Annotated in this window: 17 protein-coding genes; 7 read left to right on the forward strand and 10 right to left on the reverse strand. The window is 57.6% G+C overall.

From position 1 onward, the window contains the following. The first annotated feature begins 68 nt into the window (after nucleotides 1–68). A complete protein-coding gene (gene mtnK, locus DDT56_RS16950) occupies nucleotides 69–1,271 on the forward strand; it encodes an S-methyl-5-thioribose kinase (RefSeq protein WP_136167615.1) in 1,203 nt (400 codons plus the stop codon). Between the two features lie 58 nt (nucleotides 1,272–1,329). Here the strand turns inward: mtnK and yajD are convergent, their stop codons facing one another. Then, nucleotides 1,330–1,680: an HNH nuclease YajD gene (yajD, locus tag DDT56_RS16955; RefSeq protein ID WP_136167616.1), complete on the reverse strand. Its 351-nt coding sequence runs from the start codon at nucleotides 1,678–1,680 to the stop codon at nucleotides 1,330–1,332. Nucleotides 1,681–1,789: 109 nt separating this feature from the next. Next, nucleotides 1,790–4,240: an acyl-CoA dehydrogenase FadE gene (fadE, locus tag DDT56_RS16960; protein WP_136167617.1), complete on the reverse strand. Its 2,451-nt coding sequence runs from the start codon at nucleotides 4,238–4,240 to the stop codon at nucleotides 1,790–1,792. A 319-nt stretch (nucleotides 4,241–4,559) separates the two neighbouring features. On the opposite strand from fadE, the gene lpcA reads away from it, so the two are divergent. Together lpcA and DDT56_RS16970 are read left to right on the forward strand one after the other, a co-directional pair. Then, a complete protein-coding gene (lpcA, locus tag DDT56_RS16965; protein ID WP_136167618.1) occupies nucleotides 4,560–5,141 on the forward strand; it encodes a D-sedoheptulose 7-phosphate isomerase in 582 nt (193 codons plus the stop codon). 53 nt (nucleotides 5,142–5,194) lie between these two features. Beyond that, entirely contained in the window at nucleotides 5,195–5,962 is a 768-nt protein-coding gene (locus tag DDT56_RS16970; RefSeq protein WP_136167619.1) for a class II glutamine amidotransferase, read from the forward strand. Here DDT56_RS16970 and dpaA read toward each other — a convergent pair. Together dpaA and DDT56_RS16980 are read right to left on the reverse strand one after the other, a co-directional pair. Continuing rightward, nucleotides 5,933–6,664, reverse strand: a complete 732-nt coding sequence (gene dpaA, locus DDT56_RS16975; RefSeq protein ID WP_136167620.1) for a peptidoglycan meso-diaminopimelic acid protein amidase — start codon at nucleotides 6,662–6,664, stop codon at nucleotides 5,933–5,935. The two genes, DDT56_RS16970 and dpaA, sit on opposite strands and share 30 nt — an antisense overlap. Before the next feature lie 251 nt (nucleotides 6,665–6,915). Then, nucleotides 6,916–7,686 (reverse strand): class I SAM-dependent methyltransferase, encoded by a 771-nt coding sequence (locus tag DDT56_RS16980; protein WP_136167673.1) that lies wholly within the window; start codon nucleotides 7,684–7,686, stop codon nucleotides 6,916–6,918. 149 nt (nucleotides 7,687–7,835) lie between these two features. Between DDT56_RS16980 and dinB the strand changes: the two genes are divergently transcribed. After that, nucleotides 7,836–8,894 (forward strand): DNA polymerase IV, encoded by a 1,059-nt coding sequence (gene dinB, locus DDT56_RS16985; RefSeq protein WP_136167621.1) that lies wholly within the window; start codon nucleotides 7,836–7,838, stop codon nucleotides 8,892–8,894. Nucleotides 8,895–9,416: 522 nt separating this feature from the next. Here dinB and pepD read toward each other — a convergent pair. The 5 genes from pepD to DDT56_RS17010 form a co-directional block, all read right to left on the reverse strand. Then, nucleotides 9,417–10,877: a beta-Ala-His dipeptidase gene (pepD, locus tag DDT56_RS16990; RefSeq protein WP_136167622.1), complete on the reverse strand. Its 1,461-nt coding sequence runs from the start codon at nucleotides 10,875–10,877 to the stop codon at nucleotides 9,417–9,419. Between the two features lie 166 nt (nucleotides 10,878–11,043). After that, nucleotides 11,044–12,660: an ABC transporter ATP-binding protein gene (locus DDT56_RS16995; protein WP_136167623.1), complete on the reverse strand. Its 1,617-nt coding sequence runs from the start codon at nucleotides 12,658–12,660 to the stop codon at nucleotides 11,044–11,046. Beyond that, nucleotides 12,657–13,490, reverse strand: a complete 834-nt coding sequence (locus DDT56_RS17000) for an ABC transporter permease (protein WP_009111678.1) — start codon at nucleotides 13,488–13,490, stop codon at nucleotides 12,657–12,659. Before DDT56_RS17000 ends, DDT56_RS16995 begins: the two co-directional genes overlap by 4 nt. Then, on the reverse strand, nucleotides 13,487–14,467 hold the full coding sequence (locus DDT56_RS17005) for an ABC transporter permease (RefSeq protein ID WP_136167624.1): 981 nt from the start codon (nucleotides 14,465–14,467) through the stop codon (nucleotides 13,487–13,489). Before DDT56_RS17005 ends, DDT56_RS17000 begins: the two co-directional genes overlap by 4 nt. Before the next feature lie 2 nt (nucleotides 14,468–14,469). After that, nucleotides 14,470–16,089: an ABC transporter substrate-binding protein gene (locus DDT56_RS17010; RefSeq protein ID WP_136167625.1), complete on the reverse strand. Its 1,620-nt coding sequence runs from the start codon at nucleotides 16,087–16,089 to the stop codon at nucleotides 14,470–14,472. Nucleotides 16,090–16,334: 245 nt separating this feature from the next. Between DDT56_RS17010 and DDT56_RS17015 the strand changes: the two genes are divergently transcribed. Continuing rightward, on the forward strand, nucleotides 16,335–17,096 hold the full coding sequence (locus DDT56_RS17015) for a VOC family protein (protein WP_136167626.1): 762 nt from the start codon (nucleotides 16,335–16,337) through the stop codon (nucleotides 17,094–17,096). 61 nt (nucleotides 17,097–17,157) lie between these two features. Then, nucleotides 17,158–17,964 (forward strand): pyrroline-5-carboxylate reductase family protein, encoded by an 807-nt coding sequence (locus DDT56_RS17020; protein ID WP_136167627.1) that lies wholly within the window; start codon nucleotides 17,158–17,160, stop codon nucleotides 17,962–17,964. Between the two features lie 54 nt (nucleotides 17,965–18,018). On the opposite strand, the gene DDT56_RS17025 is transcribed toward DDT56_RS17020, so the two are convergent. Continuing rightward, nucleotides 18,019–18,408, reverse strand: a complete 390-nt coding sequence (locus DDT56_RS17025; RefSeq protein WP_136167628.1) for a hypothetical protein — start codon at nucleotides 18,406–18,408, stop codon at nucleotides 18,019–18,021. 229 nt (nucleotides 18,409–18,637) lie between these two features. Here DDT56_RS17025 and gpt point away from each other — a divergent pair, with 229 nt between their 5' ends. Continuing rightward, a complete protein-coding gene (gene gpt / locus DDT56_RS17030; RefSeq protein WP_009111684.1) occupies nucleotides 18,638–19,096 on the forward strand; it encodes a xanthine phosphoribosyltransferase in 459 nt (152 codons plus the stop codon). Nucleotides 19,097–19,234: the final 138 nt, after the last annotated feature.

Genomic DNA, 19,234 nt, shown 5'->3' on the forward strand with positions numbered 1-19,234 from the left:
CCAAACGTTTTTATACCCATAGACCGTTCGGTGCTGAAAATAGCGAATGCAGAAAGAAGGGGTTGGCAATGTCACTTTACCGCACCTTTACGGCACAGGATGCCGTGGAATATGCCCGTCAATACGGCGGGGTGAGCGATCCGCAGGCGCTGATCGCGGCAGAAGAAATTGGCGACGGTAATCTGAATCTGGTGTTTAAAGTTCGTGATACCCAGGGCGTCAGCCGGGTGATTGTCAAACAGGCATTGCCCTACGTGCGCTGCGTCGGCGAATCCTGGCCGCTGACGCTGGATCGCGCGCGTATTGAAGCGCAAACGCTGCTGACCCATGCGCAGTTTTGCCCCCAGCATACGGTGACGGTGCTGCACCATGACGCGGAGCTGGCGGTGATGGTACAGGAAGATCTTTCTGACTATCGCATCTGGCGCAGCGAGTTGATTCAGGGGATTCACTATCCCCAGGCCGCCGCGCAGTTGGGCGAGTATCTGGCGCAAACGCTGTTTCATACGTCGGATTTTTATCAGTCCCCCCATGATAAAAAAGCGGCGGTAAGCCGTTTCACCAATCCCGAACTGTGCCAAATCACCGAAGATCTGTTCTTTACCGACCCCTATATCGACCATGAAAGAAACCAGTTCGACGCCGCGCTGCTGGACGACGTGCAGTCGCTGCGCGACGACCGAGAGCTGAAGCTGGCCGTCGCCGGATTGAAACACCGTTTTTTGAGCAAGGCGGAAGCGCTGCTGCACGGCGACATTCACAGCGGTTCGATTTTTGTGGCGGCGGGGAGCCTAAAGGCGATTGACGCCGAGTTCGGTTTTTACGGCCCCATCGGTTTCGACGTGGGAACCGCCATCGGCAATCTGCTGCTTAACTATTGCGGTTTACCCGGCCTGCTGGCGCCGCGTGAGGCGGCGGAAGGGCGCGAGCGGCGTCTTGCCGATATTCGTACGCTGTGGAACACCTTCTCCGCGCGCTTTTTGGCGTTGAATCAGGCGCGCGGCCGCGAGCCTTCGTTGTCTGAATCCGGCTATGCCGAGATCTTTTTGCAGCAGGTATGGCGGGATGCCGTCGGCTATTGCGGCACGGAACTGATTCGCCGCACCATTGGGCTGGCGCACGTCGCCGATCTTGATACCATTCAGGACGACGATGCGCGGGCGGAATCCCAGCGTCAGGCGCTGCGCCTCGGCCGGGAGTTGATTCTCGCCGCGCCGCAAATCGCCAATGAGGATGAACTGCTGGTCCTGGTGCGCAAAAGCGCGGCATAGGCAGCAGCAGATTGGGGGCGTTCGGACGCCCCATTCCTTTCGCCCTGTCGGATGACGCCTACTTCTTTCCTTTCTCCAGCAACGCCTTCAGATCGGCGAAGGGATTGTGTGTGGCCAGGCCCACGTCTTTCTGCGCATCTTCGCCGGCGACCACGGTAGAACCGTAGGTGTCGGCGTCGGTGTATTTGGAGTGCTCATGATCGTGGCAATACAGGCACAGCATCTCCCAGTTGCTGCCGTCTTCCGGGTTATTGCTGTGGTCGTGATCGATATGGTGAACCGTTAATTCGCGCAGGTTGGAATAGACGAATTCGCGCGAACAGCGCCCGCATACCCACGGGAAGAGTTTCAACGCCTTTTCGCGATAGCCGCTTTCCAGCCGCGCGTAGTTTTTCGGGATGTATGCCATGGGGGATTACCAGTGTTAAAGAAAACAACGTCAGTTTAACGCAGGCGCCGGGGCGCGCAAATGCGTTTCGCGCAATAACGGGCCGCAACGTCCGGCCCTGGTTGCGCCATTACGCCGCCTGCGTCTTTTCCCGCCGCTCTGGCGTGGCCGTCTCTTGCGGCTGAGCCGCCAGTTTATGCGCGGCGAAATCATCAACGTTGATTGAACGCAGGCGGCTCGCTTCCGCCTTGATCAATATTTTGGCTTCGTCCGCGGTGATATTCCCATCCGCCAGCGCCTGTTCGGCCAGCGCGTCCAGCCGCATAAAAGGCAGGTGCCTGCCGCTGGCTTGCGACAGGCGCTGGTAAATCGGTTCCGCCGCGATAATATCCCGCAGCGCTTCTTCCAGCAGCCCCACCGGGTTGTGCTCGCTGGCGGCCAGATATTGCCCCCGGCCCAGACGGCTGCGGGTGGCGGACGGCGTTTGCAGCAGTTTTGCCACCTGATGGTCAAGGCGGTCCGACGGGGCGTGGCAACGGCGGCCGAGCGGCAGCAGGACGACGCTCAGCAAGCCTGCCGCGGCGCGATTGGGGAAGTTGCGCAGCAGATCGACCAACGCCTGCTCCGCCTGATGCAGACAATCCTCAACCCCCCAGTGGACCAGCGGCAGGTCGGCCTTCTGGCGGCCTTCGTCGTCATAGCGTTTCAGCGTGGCGGAGGCCAGATAGAGCTGGCTGAGAATATCCCCCAGGCGGGCGGAAATACGTTCGCGCCGCTTCAGGCTGCCGCCCAACACCGCCAGGGAAACGTCGGCCAGCAAGGCCATATTGGCGCTCAGGCGATTGAGGCGCTGATAATAACGACGGGTCGCGTCATTGACCGGCGCGCGGCTCAGGCGGCCGTCGGTTAAACCCAGCCAGAAACTGCGCACCGCGCTGGCGCCGATATGCCCGATATGACCGAACAGCGCGCGGTCAAAGCGCGCAACGTCTTTAGCCTGCGCCGCCGCCATCTCGTCCAGCAGGTACGGATGGCAGCGGATCGCGCCCTGGCCGAAAATGATCATGCTGCGGGTCAGAATATTGGCCCCTTCCACGGTGATGGCGATCGGCGAGCCCTGATAGCTGCGGGCCAGGAAGTTGGAGGGGCCGAGACAGATGCCTTTGCCGCCGGTAATATCCATGGCGTCCATCACCGCCCGCTGGCCGCGGTGGGTACAGTGATATTTGACGATGGCGGACAGCACCGCCGGTTTTTCCCCCTGCATAATCCCGCTGGTAATCAAGGTGGCGGCGGCATCCATCACATAGGTATTTCCGGCGATGCGCGCCAGCGGCTCTTCAATCCCCTCCATCTTGCCGATGGAGACTTTGAACTGGCGGCGAATATGCGCATAGGCGCCGACGCCGAGGGCGATGGTTTTCAGCCCGCCGGTGGAGTTGGCCGGCAGCGTGATGCCGCGCCCGACCGACAGGCATTCCATCAGCATGCGCCAGCCCTGTCCGGCCATTTTCGGCCCGCCGATAATATAATCCAGCGGAACGAAAATATTTTCCCCCTGGGTGGGGCCGTTCTGAAACGGGATGTTGAGCGGGAAATGGCGACGGCCGATTTGTACGCCCGCGGTGTCGGTGGGGATCAGGGCGCAGGTAATGCCCAGCTCCTCCGTTTCACCCAGCAGGCGATCCGGGTCATACAGTTTAAAAGCCAGGCCGAGCACCGTGGCCACCGGAGCCAGGGTGATGTAGCGCTTGTTCCAGGTCAGGCGCATGCCCAGCACCTGCTCGCCGCGCCAGTTGCCGTAGCACACCACGCCGCTGTCCGGTATGGAGCCGGCGTCGGATCCGGCTTCCGGGCTGGTCAGCGCAAAACAGGGGATTTCCTGACCGCGGGCCAGCCGGGGCAGGTAGTGATCTTTCTGCTCGTCGGTGCCGTAGTGTTGCAGCAGTTCGCCGGGGCCCAGCGAGTTGGGCACGCCGACGGTAATCGCCACAATGCTGGAGACGCCGGCCAGCTTTTGCAGCACCTGCGCCTGCGCATAGGCGGAAAACTCCAGGCCGCCGTACTGTTTTTTGATGATCATGGCGAAGAAGCGGTGCTGCTTTAAAAACGCCCACAGCTCCGGCGGCAGGTCGGCGCGCTCATGGGTAATTTCAAAGTCGTTCGCCATCCGGCAGGCTTCTTCCACCGGCCCTTCGATAAACGCCTGTTCTTCGGCGGTGAGCCGCGGCGGCGGATAGCTGTGCAGTTTTTTCCAGTCCGGCGCGCCGCGGAACAGATCGCCTTCCCACCAGGTGGTGCCCGCCTCGATGGCTTCCTTTTCCGTGTTCGACATCGGCGGCATGACTTTCTGCACCAGGGTGAGGGCGGAAGACGAAAAGAGCCGGCGTCGTAACGGCGGCAGGTTGAACGGTATCAGTAACATCACCAGCGGGATCAACAGCCACGCCGGCCACAGCAAGATGGCCGCCATGGCGGCGAAGTAAGCCAGCAGGATGGCGCTGCCCAACAGTAAATTCAGGCGGTGATAGAACAGGGCGCCGATAATAATCAGTAGGAGCAGAATGCTGACAGCAACCATAGCGTGTCTCCCGCGTTGTCGTCGACTTCAGCAACGTATCCCGTTTTGCGGTCTGGTTTTCAACCCGGCGGAACCGTCGCTGACTGATAAGAGGTCTGACCTGTTGGTCTGTATTTGTTGTAGTGTACTCGACTGTTTTTATCAATTCATTTACATCATAATTACAACTTAACTCACAAATCGGCGAGCCGCCCGGCGTTTTCCGCTTGTCGCCAGCGATCCTGGCGATCGTGACATTACGCGCTTCTCGCTGTTTCGGCGATCCGCTACACTGCATGACAGAAGAGATAATGATGTCACCGGACAATGAGAGGATTCCATGTATCAGGACTTAATTCGTAGTGAACTGAACGAAGCGGCGCAAACGTTGCAGACGTTTTTGAGCGATGAGGCGAATATTCAGTCTATTCAGAATGCTGCGGTATTGCTGGCTGACTCGTTTAAAGCCGGCGGTAAAGTGATCTCCTGCGGCAACGGCGGCTCGCACTGTGACGCGATGCATTTTGCCGAAGAGCTGACGGGGCGCTACCGCGAAAACCGTCCGGGCTACCCGGCGATTGCCATTTCGGACCCCAGCCACCTTTCCTGCGTCAGCAATGACTTTGGCTATGATTTTGTTTTCTCTCGTTATATTGAATCTCTGGGGCGTGAGGGCGATGTGCTGCTGGGCATCTCAACCTCGGGTAATTCCGGCAATATTATTAAAGCCATCGCGGCGGCGAAGGCAAAAGGAATGAAGGTCATCACCCTGACGGGTAAAGACGGCGGCAAAATGGCCGGCTCGGCGGATGTGGAAATCCGCGTGCCGCATTTCGGCTACGCCGACCGCATTCAGGAGATCCATATCAAAGCGATTCATATCCTGATCCAACTGATCGAAAAAGAAATGGTTGCCAACTGACAACCTCTTGCGACAGGTTTGACTAACGGACGGGAGAGGTTAAGAGAGTTACGATGTGTGAATTGCTTGGGATGAGCGCAAATGTACCGACAGATATCTGTTTCAGTTTTACCGGCCTGATACGGCGCGGCGGCCTGACCGGTCCGCACCGGGATGGCTGGGGGATCACGTTTTATGAAGGGCATGGCTGTCGGACGTTCAAAGATCCCCTGCCCAGCTACAATTCGCCGATAGCCCGGTTGGTGCAGGATAATCCCATCAAGTCCCGCGCGGTGATATCCCATATTCGTCAGGCGAACCGGGGAGCCGTGGCGCTGGAAAACACCCATCCCTTTACCCGGGAACTGTGGGGGCGCAACTGGACGTTTGCCCATAACGGGCAGTTGAAAGGCTATCGTTCGCTAAAAACCGGCACGTTTCGGCCGGTGGGCCAGACGGACAGCGAGTTTGCCTTCTGCTGGCTGCTGTACCAACTGTCGCAGCGCTATCCGCGCACGCCGGGCAACTGGCCGGCGGTGTTCCGCTATATCGCCGAACTGGCGAGAACCCTACAGAAAAAGGGCGTATTTAATATGCTGCTGTCCGACGGGCAGTTTGTGATGGGATACTGCTCCACCAAACTCTATTGGATTACCCGGCGCGCGCCCTTTGGCAAGGCGACGCTGTTGGATCAGGATATGGAAGTCGACTTCCAGCAGCAGACCACGCCCAACGATGTGGTGACGGTGATGGCCACGCAGCCGCTGACCGGGGATGAAACCTGGCATCAAATCATGCCAGGCGAATTCGTGTTATTTTGTTTCGGTGAACGCATAATTTGATATCGGCTGGCTGGTCATCAACGGCGGGCTGACGACGTATTGCCCGTTAAATACCGTGATGGCCGGCGGCTGATAGTGCTGATTGAAATAACTATAGGCCGGTTGCAGCTGACGCCAGAAAGAATAATAGCTTGAATTGCGATGGCGCTGCATATTGTGTTCCGTCATGCGGAACGGATAAATGGCGAGATTGATTTTCGTCTGCCCGTTAAGCAACGCGTGTTCCGCAAAGCGATAAATCTCCTCCATATAATTATTGGTCATGGCGTAGCAGCCGACCGATACGCACTCGCCGTGGATCATCAGATAGCGTCCCGAATACCCTTGCGATTGGTCATATTCGTTGGGAAAGCCGATATTAATCGCGCGATAATAGCGGCTGTCCGGTTTAAGCTGGCGCAAATCAACCTGGTAGAAACCCTCCGGGCTTTTCAGATCCCCTTCCCTGCGTTTGGGACCGAGACCGCCGGAATATTTACAAATGGGATAATGTTCCAATAGGCGATATTCATTTCCTACTTTGGCGTAGAGTTCTAATAGCCGCTCTTCCTTAAATATCTGGATATAGATCGGCGAGCCCAATAATTGCTGTTTTAATTCTTTTTTTATCGGCGTTAGCGGCGCGGGTTCACTGGCGGCGCTGGTAACAGCAAGAGACGGCAAGAAAAACAACATCGCAAACGACAGCGCGATTTTTTGCATTGTGGATCCTGATAAATAAATAGAAGCGCTACATACGGTAAAACAATTATCGTCCCGTATACCTCTGCCTTTAGCGTTGTCACATTATCATCGCCTTAATTTTAAGCAAAGATCAAAATTGGTAAAAAGTTATTTTCTTGATAACCGCGGGACGGAATAACAGGGCGATTTTTTTACCGGACGGCGGATTTATGTAAACTCGCCGTCCGCTGTTTACCGTGCCGCGCTGCGGCAAATGATCGAATCGGCGTTTAGGCTCTGGTCGCCTCGATCGTCATAATGTCCGTCACAAAGCTCCCGTCGTCCTGTACCTCAAAATGCCGGGCCACTTCGTCGGCCAGCGTTTTTTGCAGTTCCCGGATGGCGACCGTGAAATGTTCGGGAGTACGCATCCGCGCAATCCAGCTGCTGAACTCCAGCTTCAGACGGCCGCTGGTGACGTTGCGCACGATAAATCCCGCTTCGGTAAACATGCTCAGCCATTCGCCGGGAGAGTGGTCACGCACGTGCGAGGTATCACGCAGCTTTTCCACGGTCTGTAAATAGGTATCCAGCAGCGGATGGCCCGGAGACACCACATCCATCATGACGACCTGTCCGCCGGGCTTCAGTACCCGTCTGGCTTCACGCAGCGCCTGTCCTACATCATGCCAGTGGTGGGCGGAATAACGGCTGATAATGATATCGGCGCTGGCGTCGTCGAACGGCAGCGACTCGGCGACGCCCTGCTGGGTACGGATATTCGTCAGCCCTTTTTGTCGAGCGGTCTGGCCGACAACCTCCAGCATTGATGCGGAAAGATCGTAAGCCACCACGTCGGCGACCGCCTGCGCGGCGACGAAACTGGCGTGTCCCGCGCCGCAGCCCAGATCGATAACGCTGGCATTGGGGAAGGGAGCCAATAGCGTGGATAGCCGTTGCAAATCTTTGCCCTGCGCGTGGACCGCACTGGTCAGATAGCTTTGCGCCTGTGAGCCGAACTGGCGTTCGACGCTGCCGCTGTGATCCGATTTCTTTTCCATCATCGCTCTCTATTAAAACGGGTGACTCATACGTTATGAAGGAGGCCGGAGACGCCTCCCCGGCCGCCAAGCCACTATAAAGCAATCTTGCGCAACTTGTTTGCACAGATTTGTCAGTGTATATTTATACAGTATTGTTGGGGGTGGGCATGCGCAAAATTATTCATGTTGATATGGATTGCTTCTACGCGGCAATTGAGATGCGTGATAACCCGCGTCTGCGCGATATCCCTCTGGCGATTGGCGGCAGCGCCGATCGCCGTGGGGTGATCAGCACCGCCAATTATCCGGCCCGCCGCTACGGCGTGCGCAGCGCCATGGCGACGGCAACCGCTCTGCGCCTGTGCCCGCAACTGACATTGCTCTCCGGGCGGATGGAGGTGTATAAAGCCGCCTCCCGCCAGATCCGCGATATCTTCGCGCGCTATACCTCGCTGATTGAACCGCTTTCTCTGGATGAAGCCTACCTGGATGTGACGGACAGCCCTTATTGCAACGGGTCCGCGACGCTGATGGCGGAGGAGATCCGCCAGGCTATTGCCGCCGAGCTGAATCTGACGGCCTCCGCCGGGGTCGCCCCCATCAAATTTCTCGCCAAGGTGGCCTCCGAGCTGAATAAACCTAACGGTCAGTTCGTTATCCCGCCGGATCGGATGGAGGCATTTATATTGCAACTGCCGCTGGCGAAGATCCCCGGCGTCGGCAAGGTGACGGCAAAACGGCTGGAGGAGAAAGGGCTGCTGACCTGCGCCGATGTGCGCCATTACTCGCTGGCCGAGTTATTAAAGCATTTCGGCAAATTCGGCCGCGTCCTGTGGGAGCGCTGCCACGGTATTGACGAGCGGCCCGTATCGCCGGACCGGCTGCGCAAATCCGTCGGCGTTGAAAAAACGCTGGCGCAGGATATCCATCACTGGCATGAGTGCGCCGGTTTAATCGAGCAGCTTTATCAGGAGCTTGAATTACGTTTAAAACGGGTCAAGCCGGACCTGCATATCGCGCGGCAGGGGGTAAAGCTGAAGTTTGATGATTTCCGCCAGACCACGCAGGAACATGTGTGGCCGGTGCTGAATAAGCAGGATTTGCTGACGCTGGCGCAGCAAACCTGGGAGGAACGTCGCGATGAGCGTGGCGTTCGACTGGTGGGATTGCATGTTACGCTGCTCGATCCGCTAATTGAGCGTCAGTTGGTGTTGAATTGGGAGTGAAGGCGTAGCCGTATAAAGTACGGTATTTGCCATTAACAGTTCCCTCCCGGCAGTCTCTTAGTCGCATATTTACTGATAACGGTATATGTAAGCTCAGTGTTATTTCGTGCGCGAAAAGAAAGGTATTTTTATGCCACGTCGTAGCACGCGCCCGACGCAGGGTGGTTCAAACGCCACCACCCTCCGGACCCGGGCTTGTGGCTGAAATCACGCCGCTGACGCGGTGCCTTCGGCGGTCGCCCCCTTTTCCGAACCGCCAGTGACGCGTTCCCGACGCGGCACTGGCTTGCGCCGCTTCCCTGCGGCGCATTCGCGGGGTCGTCCACCTCAGCGTAATTTCTTACGCCGCTCAAAAACAAAAAAAGAATCAGGAATGAGCCCAAGACCAGAATGCACATGGCATCTAAAGATTCCTTGGATTTGTGTATAAGAGACAGTCGCAGGGGAGGGAGCCAACTCCTCCCCCTGACAAGGGGGAGGCCGGGTGGGGGTTGTTAATGACAAACTCCCGTACCTGACGGCTCAGGCGCGTTCGGGAATGGCTTTCAGCAGCGCGGTCAGCAGCTGCCAGTATTGACCGACGCTGGCGATATGCACCTGTTCGTCCGGCGAATGGGGGCCGGTGATGGTCGGCCCGATGGAAACCATATCCATATCGGGGTAGGGTTCTTTGAACAGTCCGCACTCCAGACCCGCATGGATAACCATGATGTCCGGGGTTTTGTTAAACAGTTTCTGATAGGTTTCCCGCACCAGCTGCATAACCTGAGAGTTCGCATCCGGCTGCCAGCCGGGATAACCGCCTTTGGGCGTGGTTTCGGCGCCCGCCAGTTGGCCCAGCGCCGTCAGCGAGCCAACCACGGCGTCTTTGCCGCTGTCAATCAGAGAGCGGATCAGGCAGTTAATTTCGGCCTGTTTTTCGTCCGTGGAAACCACGCCGATGTTCAGCGAGGTTTCCACCACGCCTTTCACCACGTCGCTCATGCGGATGACGCCATTCGGCATGGCGTTCAGCAAGGCCAATAGCCGCGCGCCGACGTCTTTGGTCAGCGCCTGCGCGGTACTGTCTGATTCCTCGACCAGCAGGGTGAGATTTTTCTCCACTACGGCCAGCTCGTTTTTCAGCAGCGACAGGTATTCCTGACTTAGCGTCTTGAATTGCCCGACGTTGGCCGCCGGCAATGCCAGCGTGGCGAACGCCTCGCGCGGGATGGCGTTGCGCAGCGTGCCGCCGTTCAGCGCTAGAATGCGGATATCCAGCTTGTCAGTTTGTTTGAACAGGAAGCGCGCCAGCAATTTATTGGCATTGCCCAACCCCAGATGGATATCGCAGCCGGAGTGGCCGCCTTTCAGCCCCTTGAGCGTCAGGGTCAGCGTCTGGTAACCGGCAGGCAGCGCTTCGCGCTCCAACGGTAGACGGGTAATGAAGTCGATGCCGCCGGCGCAGCCCATATAAACTTCGCCTTCTTGTTCCGAGTCGGTATTGATCAGAATTTCACCCTGCAGCCAGTTGGGTTGCAGACCGAACGCGCCGTCCATGCCGGACTCCTCGGTCATGGTCAGCAACACTTCCAGCGGACCGTGCTTCACGCCGCTGTCGGACAGCACGGCCAGCGCCGACGCCATGCCGATGCCGTTATCCGCGCCCAGCGTGGTGCCGCGCGCTTTCACCCACTCGCCGTCAATATACGGCTGGATCGGATCTTTGGTGAAGTCGTGCGCGGTGTCGTTGTTTTTCTGCGGCACCATATCCAGATGCGCCTGCAACACCACCGGCTTGCGATTTTCCATTCCCGGCGTCGCCGCTTTGCGCAGCAGAATATTGCCGACTTGATCGCGCTCGGCATAAATGCCTTTCTCTTGCGCCCAGGCAAGGATATGCGCGGCAAGCGCTTCTTCATGGTAGGAGGGATGCGGAATAGAGCAGATTTTGGCAAAAATGTCCCACAGCGGCTGCGGGGTAAGCTGAGACAATTCAGACACTATTAACGTCTCCTTTTCGGCAGGCCTGGCGGCGCGGCTGGCGCGCAGGCGCTGCAAATTGCAGATGAATGACCGTCGGATAATCCGGCATGGCGAGTGGAGACAGAATATCATTTTCCACCGGTTCTGGGGCATGTTGCGGTTAAAAAGCGCCGGAAGAGTTATTTTATGGCGTCTGGAGGTTCCATCCTTTACCGGGAATCGCGTTGAGCAGCAGCTGGGTATATTCATGCTGGGGATACTGGAATACCTGATGCGTCGGCCCCTGTTCGACGATTTCTCCCGCCTTCATCACGATCACCCGATCGCAGATTTGCGCCGCCACCCGCAGGTCATGGGTGATAAAAATAAGCGACAGGCCGAGGCGCTGGCGCAGTTCCGCCAGCAGGCGCAACACCTGCGCCTGGACGGAAACGTCCAGCGCGGAAACCGGCTCATCTGCCACCAGAATGCGCGGCTCCAGCGCCAGCGCCCTGGCCAGACCGATCCTTTGCCGCTGTCCGCCGGAAAACTCATGGGGATAGCGATGGATCGATTCGGGATCCAGCCCGACCAGCGAAAATAACTCCCTGGCTTTTTGCTGCGCCTGTTTGCGCGATGCGCCGTGGATCTCCGGCCCTTTGCCGACGATTTCCCCCACCGTCTGGCGTGGGTTTAACGAGGCGAAAGGATCCTGGAACACCATCTGCACGGTACGGCTCTGCCGGCGTTGACGCGTTCGATTGCTGCCGTCATGGCGCTGGTCCTCTAGGGTAATCTCGCCGCTGTCCGGCTGATAGAGCCGGACAATACAGCGGGCCAGCGTCGATTTGCCGGAACCGCTTTCGCCGACGATGCCGAGCGTGCTGCCCTGCGGCAGCGTCAGGCTGACGTCCCGCAGCGCGAGGGAAACCCGCCGGTTGCGCGGCAGCCAGCCTCCCTGGCGGAATGTTTTGCTGACGTGCTCTAATGTCAGGATGTCCTGACTGGTGACCGCCGGGCGCGCCGCGCCGGGGCGAAAGGACGGCACGGCGGCGATCAGCGCCTGAGTATAAGGATGCTGCGGGGCGTTGAGGATTTGCTCCGCCGGCCCCTGTTCTACCACTTCGCCGTGCTGCATGACCGCGACGCGATCGGCGATGTCGGCGACCACGCCAAAGTCATGGGTGATAAACAGCACCGAGGTGCCCTGACGCTGCTGCAATTCGCGGATCAACCGCAGGATTTGCGCCTGAGTGGTGACGTCCAGCGCGGTGGTCGGCTCGTCGGCAATCAGTACCCGCGGCTCCAGCGCCAGCGCCATGGCGATCATCACGCGCTGGCGCTGTCCGCCGGAGAGCTGGTGCGGATAGGCGTGCGCGGCGGACAGCGGATCGGGGATCTGAACGTCGACTAACAGCTGTTGCACTTTTTCCGCAATTGCCCTGCGGGAAAGGGTCGGCCGATGGGTTCGGAACATTTCGCCAATTTGGTCGGCCACGGTATGCAGCGGGTTGAGCGCCGTCATCGGCTCCTGAAAAATCATGCCGATACGGGCGCCGCGTATTTTACGCAGCGCGCTCTCCGGCAGCGACAGCAGGTCGCGGTCTTCCAGCAGGATGCTTCCCGCTTCAATGGGCGTCTGTTCCGGCAGCAGCCCCATAATGGCGCTGGCCGTCATCGATTTACCGGAGCCGCTTTCCCCCACCACGCACAGGATTTCATTTTCGCGCAGATCGAGCGACACCTGACGCAAGGCATAAGGCCGATCGGCATTGGCCGGCAGTCTGACGCTGAGATCGGTTATCGACAGCAGTGTATTCATCGGTTTTTAAGCCTTGGATTGAGGGCGTCATTGATTCCCTGGCCGACCAGCGAGACCGCCAGCACGGTAAGCAGAATGGCGATGCCGGGAATGGCGGAAACATACCACTGTTCCCGCAGTACGCTGCGGCCGCCGCCGATCAGGTTTCCCCAGGAGGGAACGTTGGGGTCGGACAGATTAAGGAAGGCCAGCGCGCTTTCAAGCAAAATGGCGATCGCCATGATAACGCTGGCGTAAACCACGATGGGCGGCAGCGCATTGGGCAGAATTTCGCGAAAGATAATCGGCAGATCGCGCATCCCCAGCGAGCGCACCGCCTGGATAAATTCCCGGTTGCGCAGCGACATGAACTCGGCCCGGGTTAAGCGCGCCGCCGGGGGCCAGGAGACGATGCCGATAGCCAGGATCACGGTCTGCATGGTTGAGCCGAAAACCGCCACCAGCAACAGCAGCAGCAGGAAGTTGGGCAGGATCTGAAAGGTTTCGGTGATCCTCATCAGCAGATCGTCGATGACGCCGCCGTAATAGCCGGCCAGCGCGCCGACCACGATGCCAATAACGATGGCGATCGCCGTGGCGACGAAACCGATCATCAGCGAAACGCGCGCGCCGTGAAACAGCTGGGCGGCGATATCGCGTCCGGCGTGGTCGGTACCCAGCAAAAAGCGCGGATTTTGCCACGGCCACTGCAGCGGCCGCCCGGCCAGCCGCAGCGGATTTTCGGGAAAGAACAGGTCGGCGGTCAGGGCCATGCCCACCACCACCACTAATAACGCGATACCAAATAACGACGCGGGACTGCGCGCGTAGCGCTTGAAAAAATCAATCATGACCGTTCACCGGAAATTCTCGGATCCAGTTTGGCGTAAAGCACGTCCACCAGAAAATTAATGCTGATAACCAGCAGCGCGGAGACGAAAACCACGCCTAACAGCGTGTTCAGATCGCGCTGCATCACCGATTCGTAGGCCAGGCGGCCCAACCCCGGCAGGGCGAAAACGCTTTCCACCACCACCGATCCGCCCAGCATGGTGCCGGCCTGCAGGCCGATTAACGTCACCAGCGGCAGCAGCGCGTTACGCAATATATGTCTGACGACGACGTTGGTTTCGCTTAATCCTTTGGCGCGGGCGGTGCGCACGAAATCCAGCGTGGCGACTTCCAGCATCGAGGCGCGCATGATGCGCAGATAGATCGCCAGAAATATCAGCGCCAGCGTCAGCGTGGGCAATAACAGATGCCGGGCGATATCCCAAATTCTCGCCCAGCCGCTGAGTCCGCCGGCGATGGTTTCAAATCCGCCGGAGGGCAGCCAGTCGAGATAGATGGAAAACAGGAAAATCCCCATCAGGCCGAACCAGAAAGAGGGAGTGGAATAAAAAATCAGCCCCAGCAGGGAGATCAGCGTGTCCGGCCAGCGATTCACGCGCCGGGCGGCGATGATCCCCAGCACCATGCCCATAAACACCGCCAGCCCGAGCGACGATCCCATCAGCAGCAGGGTAACCGGCAGACGTTCGATAATCACGTCGGCGACGGGCTTGCCATAAATGGCCGACTGGCCGAGATCCAGATGAACCAGACGCCACAGATAATCCCCCAGACGCACCGATACCGACTGATCCAGCGCGTAATAGCGGCGCAGTTCCTCGATCATGGTGGCGTCGGCCCCGCCGACCTGCGCGACCAGCGCATCGACGGTATCGCCGGGCGCCAACTGCAAAAGCAGGAAAATACCGATCAGAATAAGCAATAGGGCGGGGATGGCGGCCGCCAGTCGGCGGCCGCAGAGTAATAACAAATTCATTGTTACGCCTCTAGCCAGGCGTCATGCCAACTACTCGACGGCCAGCGGGCGTTGTTCAGGTCGTTGTGGAGCTTCTTGTTGACCACGGAAAGGAACTGGCGCTCGATGGCGAACCACAGCGGGAACTGTTCGTTGGCTTCGGCGACCAGTTGGGCGTACAGCGCCCGCCGTTTTTCCGCATCGATCTCGGAAGCCGCGTCGTCAATCAGCTTGTCGATAACGTCGGATTGCCAGCCATACTGATTGGTCCAGGGGGCGCCGTCCGGGCTGCCGGATCGCAGCCACACGGTGGTGGATACCGCCGGGTCGCCCCGGTACTGATGCCAGCCGGTGGCGAGGTCGAAATTGTGCTCTTTATAGACCGCCGACAGCGAGCCGGCGTAGTCGTAGTTGGCGATATCGACTTTAATCCCCACTTCCGCCAGCGACTGCTGAATAAAGGTGGCGAACAGCGCGACGTCCTCGCCGTTGAGGATCGGCACCAGTTTCAGCTTAAACCGTTCGCCGTTGGCGCCGCGCGGATAGCCGGCTTCATCCAGCAGCGCTTCGGCCTTTTTGCGATCGAAAGGATAGGGCTGGGCGCTGTTGGGCGGATAGAACCCGGTGGAGGTCGACGGGATAATACCGGTCGCCGGTTTTCCCTGGCCGTAGAGAAAGTTTTCGATGAAAAAGGGAATGTCGATGGCGTGGGCCAGCGCCCGTCTTACGCGGACGTCGGCAATTTCCTTGCGGCGGAAATTGAATTCCAGCGTGTTGTTAAAGGTATTGGCTTCGGAGCCTTTGGCCGTCACCTCAAAGTCCGGATGGTTTTTCAGCCGATCCAGATCGGCCAGCGACAGTTGGGAATAGGCGCTTAGCTGCAACTGGCCCGTTTCCAGCGCCGCCGTCGCGGCGGATTTATCGGTAATGATGCGCCAGACGATCCGTTCTATATAAGGCTGGTCCGGCCGCCAGTAGTCGGGGTTGCGCGTAGCGATAATATATTGCCCGCGCTGGTACTCGACGAACTTGAAAGGCCCGGTGCCGACAGGGGCGGTATTGGCCGGATTTTCCAGCACGTTGCTATTCTCGTAAAGATGGCGGGGCACCACGTAGCCCAGATCGGCCAGAGCGCGCAGCAACAGTTCGATCGGCATGGGGCGGGAATAGCGGAATATCACCGTATGGTCGTCGGGCGTATCCACGGCGTCGAGAAACTGTTGCAGGGCGGTGCTGTAGTTAAGCTGCTTTTTCCACAGTTCGAGCGCGTTATACTGTACATCCCTGGCGGTAAAGGGTTTACCGTCGTGCCATTTAACGTTCTCGCGCAGTTTGAAGGTGATGGTTTTACCGTCCTCCGCGCTGTGCCACTCGGTGGCCAATTGCGGAACGATCGTGCCGTTGGCGTCCAGATCCACCAGGGACTCGATAATCTTGCTGGTAACGATATATACCCCGGTGGACGCGCGCAGCGCCGGGTTCAGAATGCGTTGTTCTCCGGCGATGTGTACCCCCAACGTGCCGCCCTTGACCGGCGTCCCCGCGGCGGCGTTGGTTTGCGCCGCGCTGAGGAAAGAGGTGAAGGGAAATGTTGCGGCCAGTGCGCTTGACGAGATTAATAAACGCCGACGGGTAATATTCATTATAAAATCCCTGTGTGAATTAAATAAATGGAGAAATCATTTTCTTAACGCAGAATAAAGTTACCGGTGATTTATAGGGAAATTACCATTTATTATATGGTTATGTGTTAATGACATATAATGCGTTGATTTTTATATATCTATTTTTTGTCTTTATAAAGACAAAAAAATCACTAACGTAAAGGCTTGAATGAATTTTTAATGATCGCTAATAGCGATAAGTCAGGAATTATAAAGGAGTTATCATGGCAAAGTTGTTATGGGATCACGTGGTTCATTACGTTAATCATCTTGATGAGGCAATCGCGCGCTTTAACGAAAATGGCCTGGTCGCCTTTCCCGGCGGTTCTCATCCGGGCTGGGGAACGCATAACGCGCTGAGCTATTTCGGGCTCACGTATATTGAATTTCTGGGCATTCGCGATGCGGATGAACTGTCGGCGGCGGCGGATAAACAACTCTTGTGCCGCGAGCTGAAACATTATTTGCCGCAGGAACAGATCCTTAGTCACTTGGCGTTGCGTACGGACAATATCGAAGCGATTGCGGACCGGCTGCGGCATGAAGGATTGCAGCTGTCGCCGATTCTGGCGGGCAAGCGGCATGACGCCGGCGGTAATCTGATTGAATGGAAAATGTTCACCATTGACGGCGATTTCCAGGGGCTGGCGTATCCCTTTGTTTTGCAGTGGGGAAACGACGACGAGCAGCGTCTGCGGCAGTTGCGCGAGCGCGGCATCGACCGGCCGCATCCCGCCGGGGAGGCGGAGATCCGCTCGGCCCTGTTTCACGTCGCCGCTCCGCAAGAGGTGGCGGCGCACTGGCAACGGCTGTTTTCTTTAGCGCCGGATCCTGATGATGCCGCCACATTGCACATCGGCGGGCAGCGTTTTATTTTCCGCGAAGGGGCGGGAAATCGCCTGGCGGCAATTAATCTAGAGACGGATTCTCCGCTATTGAAGGGGAACAACATCAATATTGGCTTAGGCGAATATCGTTTCAATTAAAACCCGCATAACGATAGGTAACATATCGCTTATCAAAGACTATCAATTAAGAGAGGCCGAGATGGCAAAGGTACATTTTATTGGCGCAGGGCAGATGGCCGAGGCCATTATCCGCGCCGCCCTGGCAAGCAAGACATTGCTTGCCGAGCAGATCAGCATCGACGACATCGATCCCGAGCGCATCAGCCTGTTGCAGGAAAAATATCAGCTGCCGGCAGCGGCCGGCTCGCCCGATGCCGCGCTGGCGCAGGCCAGGCTGATTGTTATCGGGGTGCGTCCTCAGGATGATATAGCTTCGGTCGCCGGCCGTATCCGGCAGCATGCGGCGCCGGAAAGCATCGTTATTTCCATTGTCGCCGGAGTGAAGATTAACCGTCTGGAGTCGCTGCTGGGGAATACGCGCCCCATTGCCCGGGTGATCCCCAATACCTTGACGGATACCGGATATGGCTACAGCGGCGTGGCGCTGAATAGCCATGTTCATGCCGATGACGTCGATGACTTTCTCTCCAGCTTCGGCAAGGTGACGTATCTGGAAGAGAAGCTGATCGATATATTCACCGGTTTTGGCGTCGCGGGGCCGAATTATATCTACTATTTTATCGAGTCATTGACCGACGCGGGGGTGCTGGCCGGGTTGCCGCGCACGCTGGCCACTCGTCTGGTATTGGAAAACCTGATAGGCGCGGTGGAAATGCTCAAGCTGACGCAACTGCATCCGCGCCAGCTGCTGGATATCAACAATTCTCCCGCCGGCGTGGGAATGCACGGTTTGTATGAACTCAACAACAGTGATTTTGCCGCCGGCTTGCAGCGTAGCGTATTGGCGGCGGTAAAACGCACCACCCAGTTGGCCGATATCGAATAAGCGGAATGCTGGAGAACAGCGGGGCGTAGGCCGCCCCGTTCTGAAAAATGAACGCTACAAGGTTTGTGCGGAGGACGGGGCAATGGTGATATCGTCGCGATTGGCGTAGATCACCACGCTGTCGCCGACAAACAGCGTCCGGTATGTCTCCTCGTCCGCTTCAACCTGATAGCGCTGCCCGCCGGCCTCGACGTCGAGAATAAAACGTTCGCTTTCCAGCGCATGTACCGGAACGTAGCCATAAAAGTTATCAATCAGCGTGAGGGTGCGCTGGGCGGGAAGATAGCATCGATGCACGATTCTCCCCCGTAGCGCTTCCGGTTTTTTCCACAGCTGCTGGAAGTTGGATTTTAATTCCGCACAAAATAGCGCCGCCAGTCCAATGATTAGAATCGTGCTTATCACGGTAAGCTGTTCTTGCACCAGAACGTAAAATTCGGTCATGGTCGTCTCCGGCTGATTTCTCTTGCCTTGTTTAATATATTTTTCCGCCGTTAGCGTCCAATCTCTTTTTGTGCTTAGTTATCACCAAATTTTTGTTTAGACTGCATGGCAACGGCGGAAAGGTCGTTATAACGCTGGTTTTTATGTCGTTGGATATCTATAATCCCGCGCAACCTTTTTCCCCCTCAGACTCAACGTAAGCCACTTCTATTCGGCTGGGATATATTTTATGAGCGAAAAGTACGTCGTAACCTGGGACATGTTGCAAATTCAGGCCCGCAAACTGGCGCAGCGCTTACTGCCTGCCGAACAGTGGAAAGGCATCATTGCCGTCAGCCGCGGCGGATTGGTTCCCGGGGCGTTGCTGGCGCGTGAACTGGGTATTCGTCATGTGGATACGGTTTGCATCTCCAGCTATGACCACGATAACCAGCGCGAAATGCAAGTGATCAAGCGCGCCGAGGGTGACGGCGAAGGTTTCATCGTCGTGGACGATCTGGTGGATACCGGCGGCACCGCGAAAGCCATCCGCGATATGTATCCCAAAGCCCATTTCGTCACTATTTTCGCCAAGCCCGCCGGTAAGCCGCTGGTTGACGACTATATCGTCGACATCCCGCAGGATACCTGGATCGAACAGCCGTGGGATATGAGCGTGGTATTCGTACCGCCGCTGGCCGGCCGCTGATCGCCGCTGGTTTACCTGCGCCAATGCCCGGTTTAAGCCGGGCATTGTTGTATGTGACGTCTCATCATCTCCCCTGGATCGCCTTATTTGCCGCGGAGATGATCTGATAAGGTGTTTTCCGTGCTGCGCCGTTTGTCT

The sequence above is a fragment of the Brenneria corticis genome, assembly GCF_003115855.1.
In the GTDB taxonomy this organism is placed as follows: Bacteria; Pseudomonadota; Gammaproteobacteria; order Enterobacterales; family Enterobacteriaceae; genus Brenneria; species Brenneria corticis.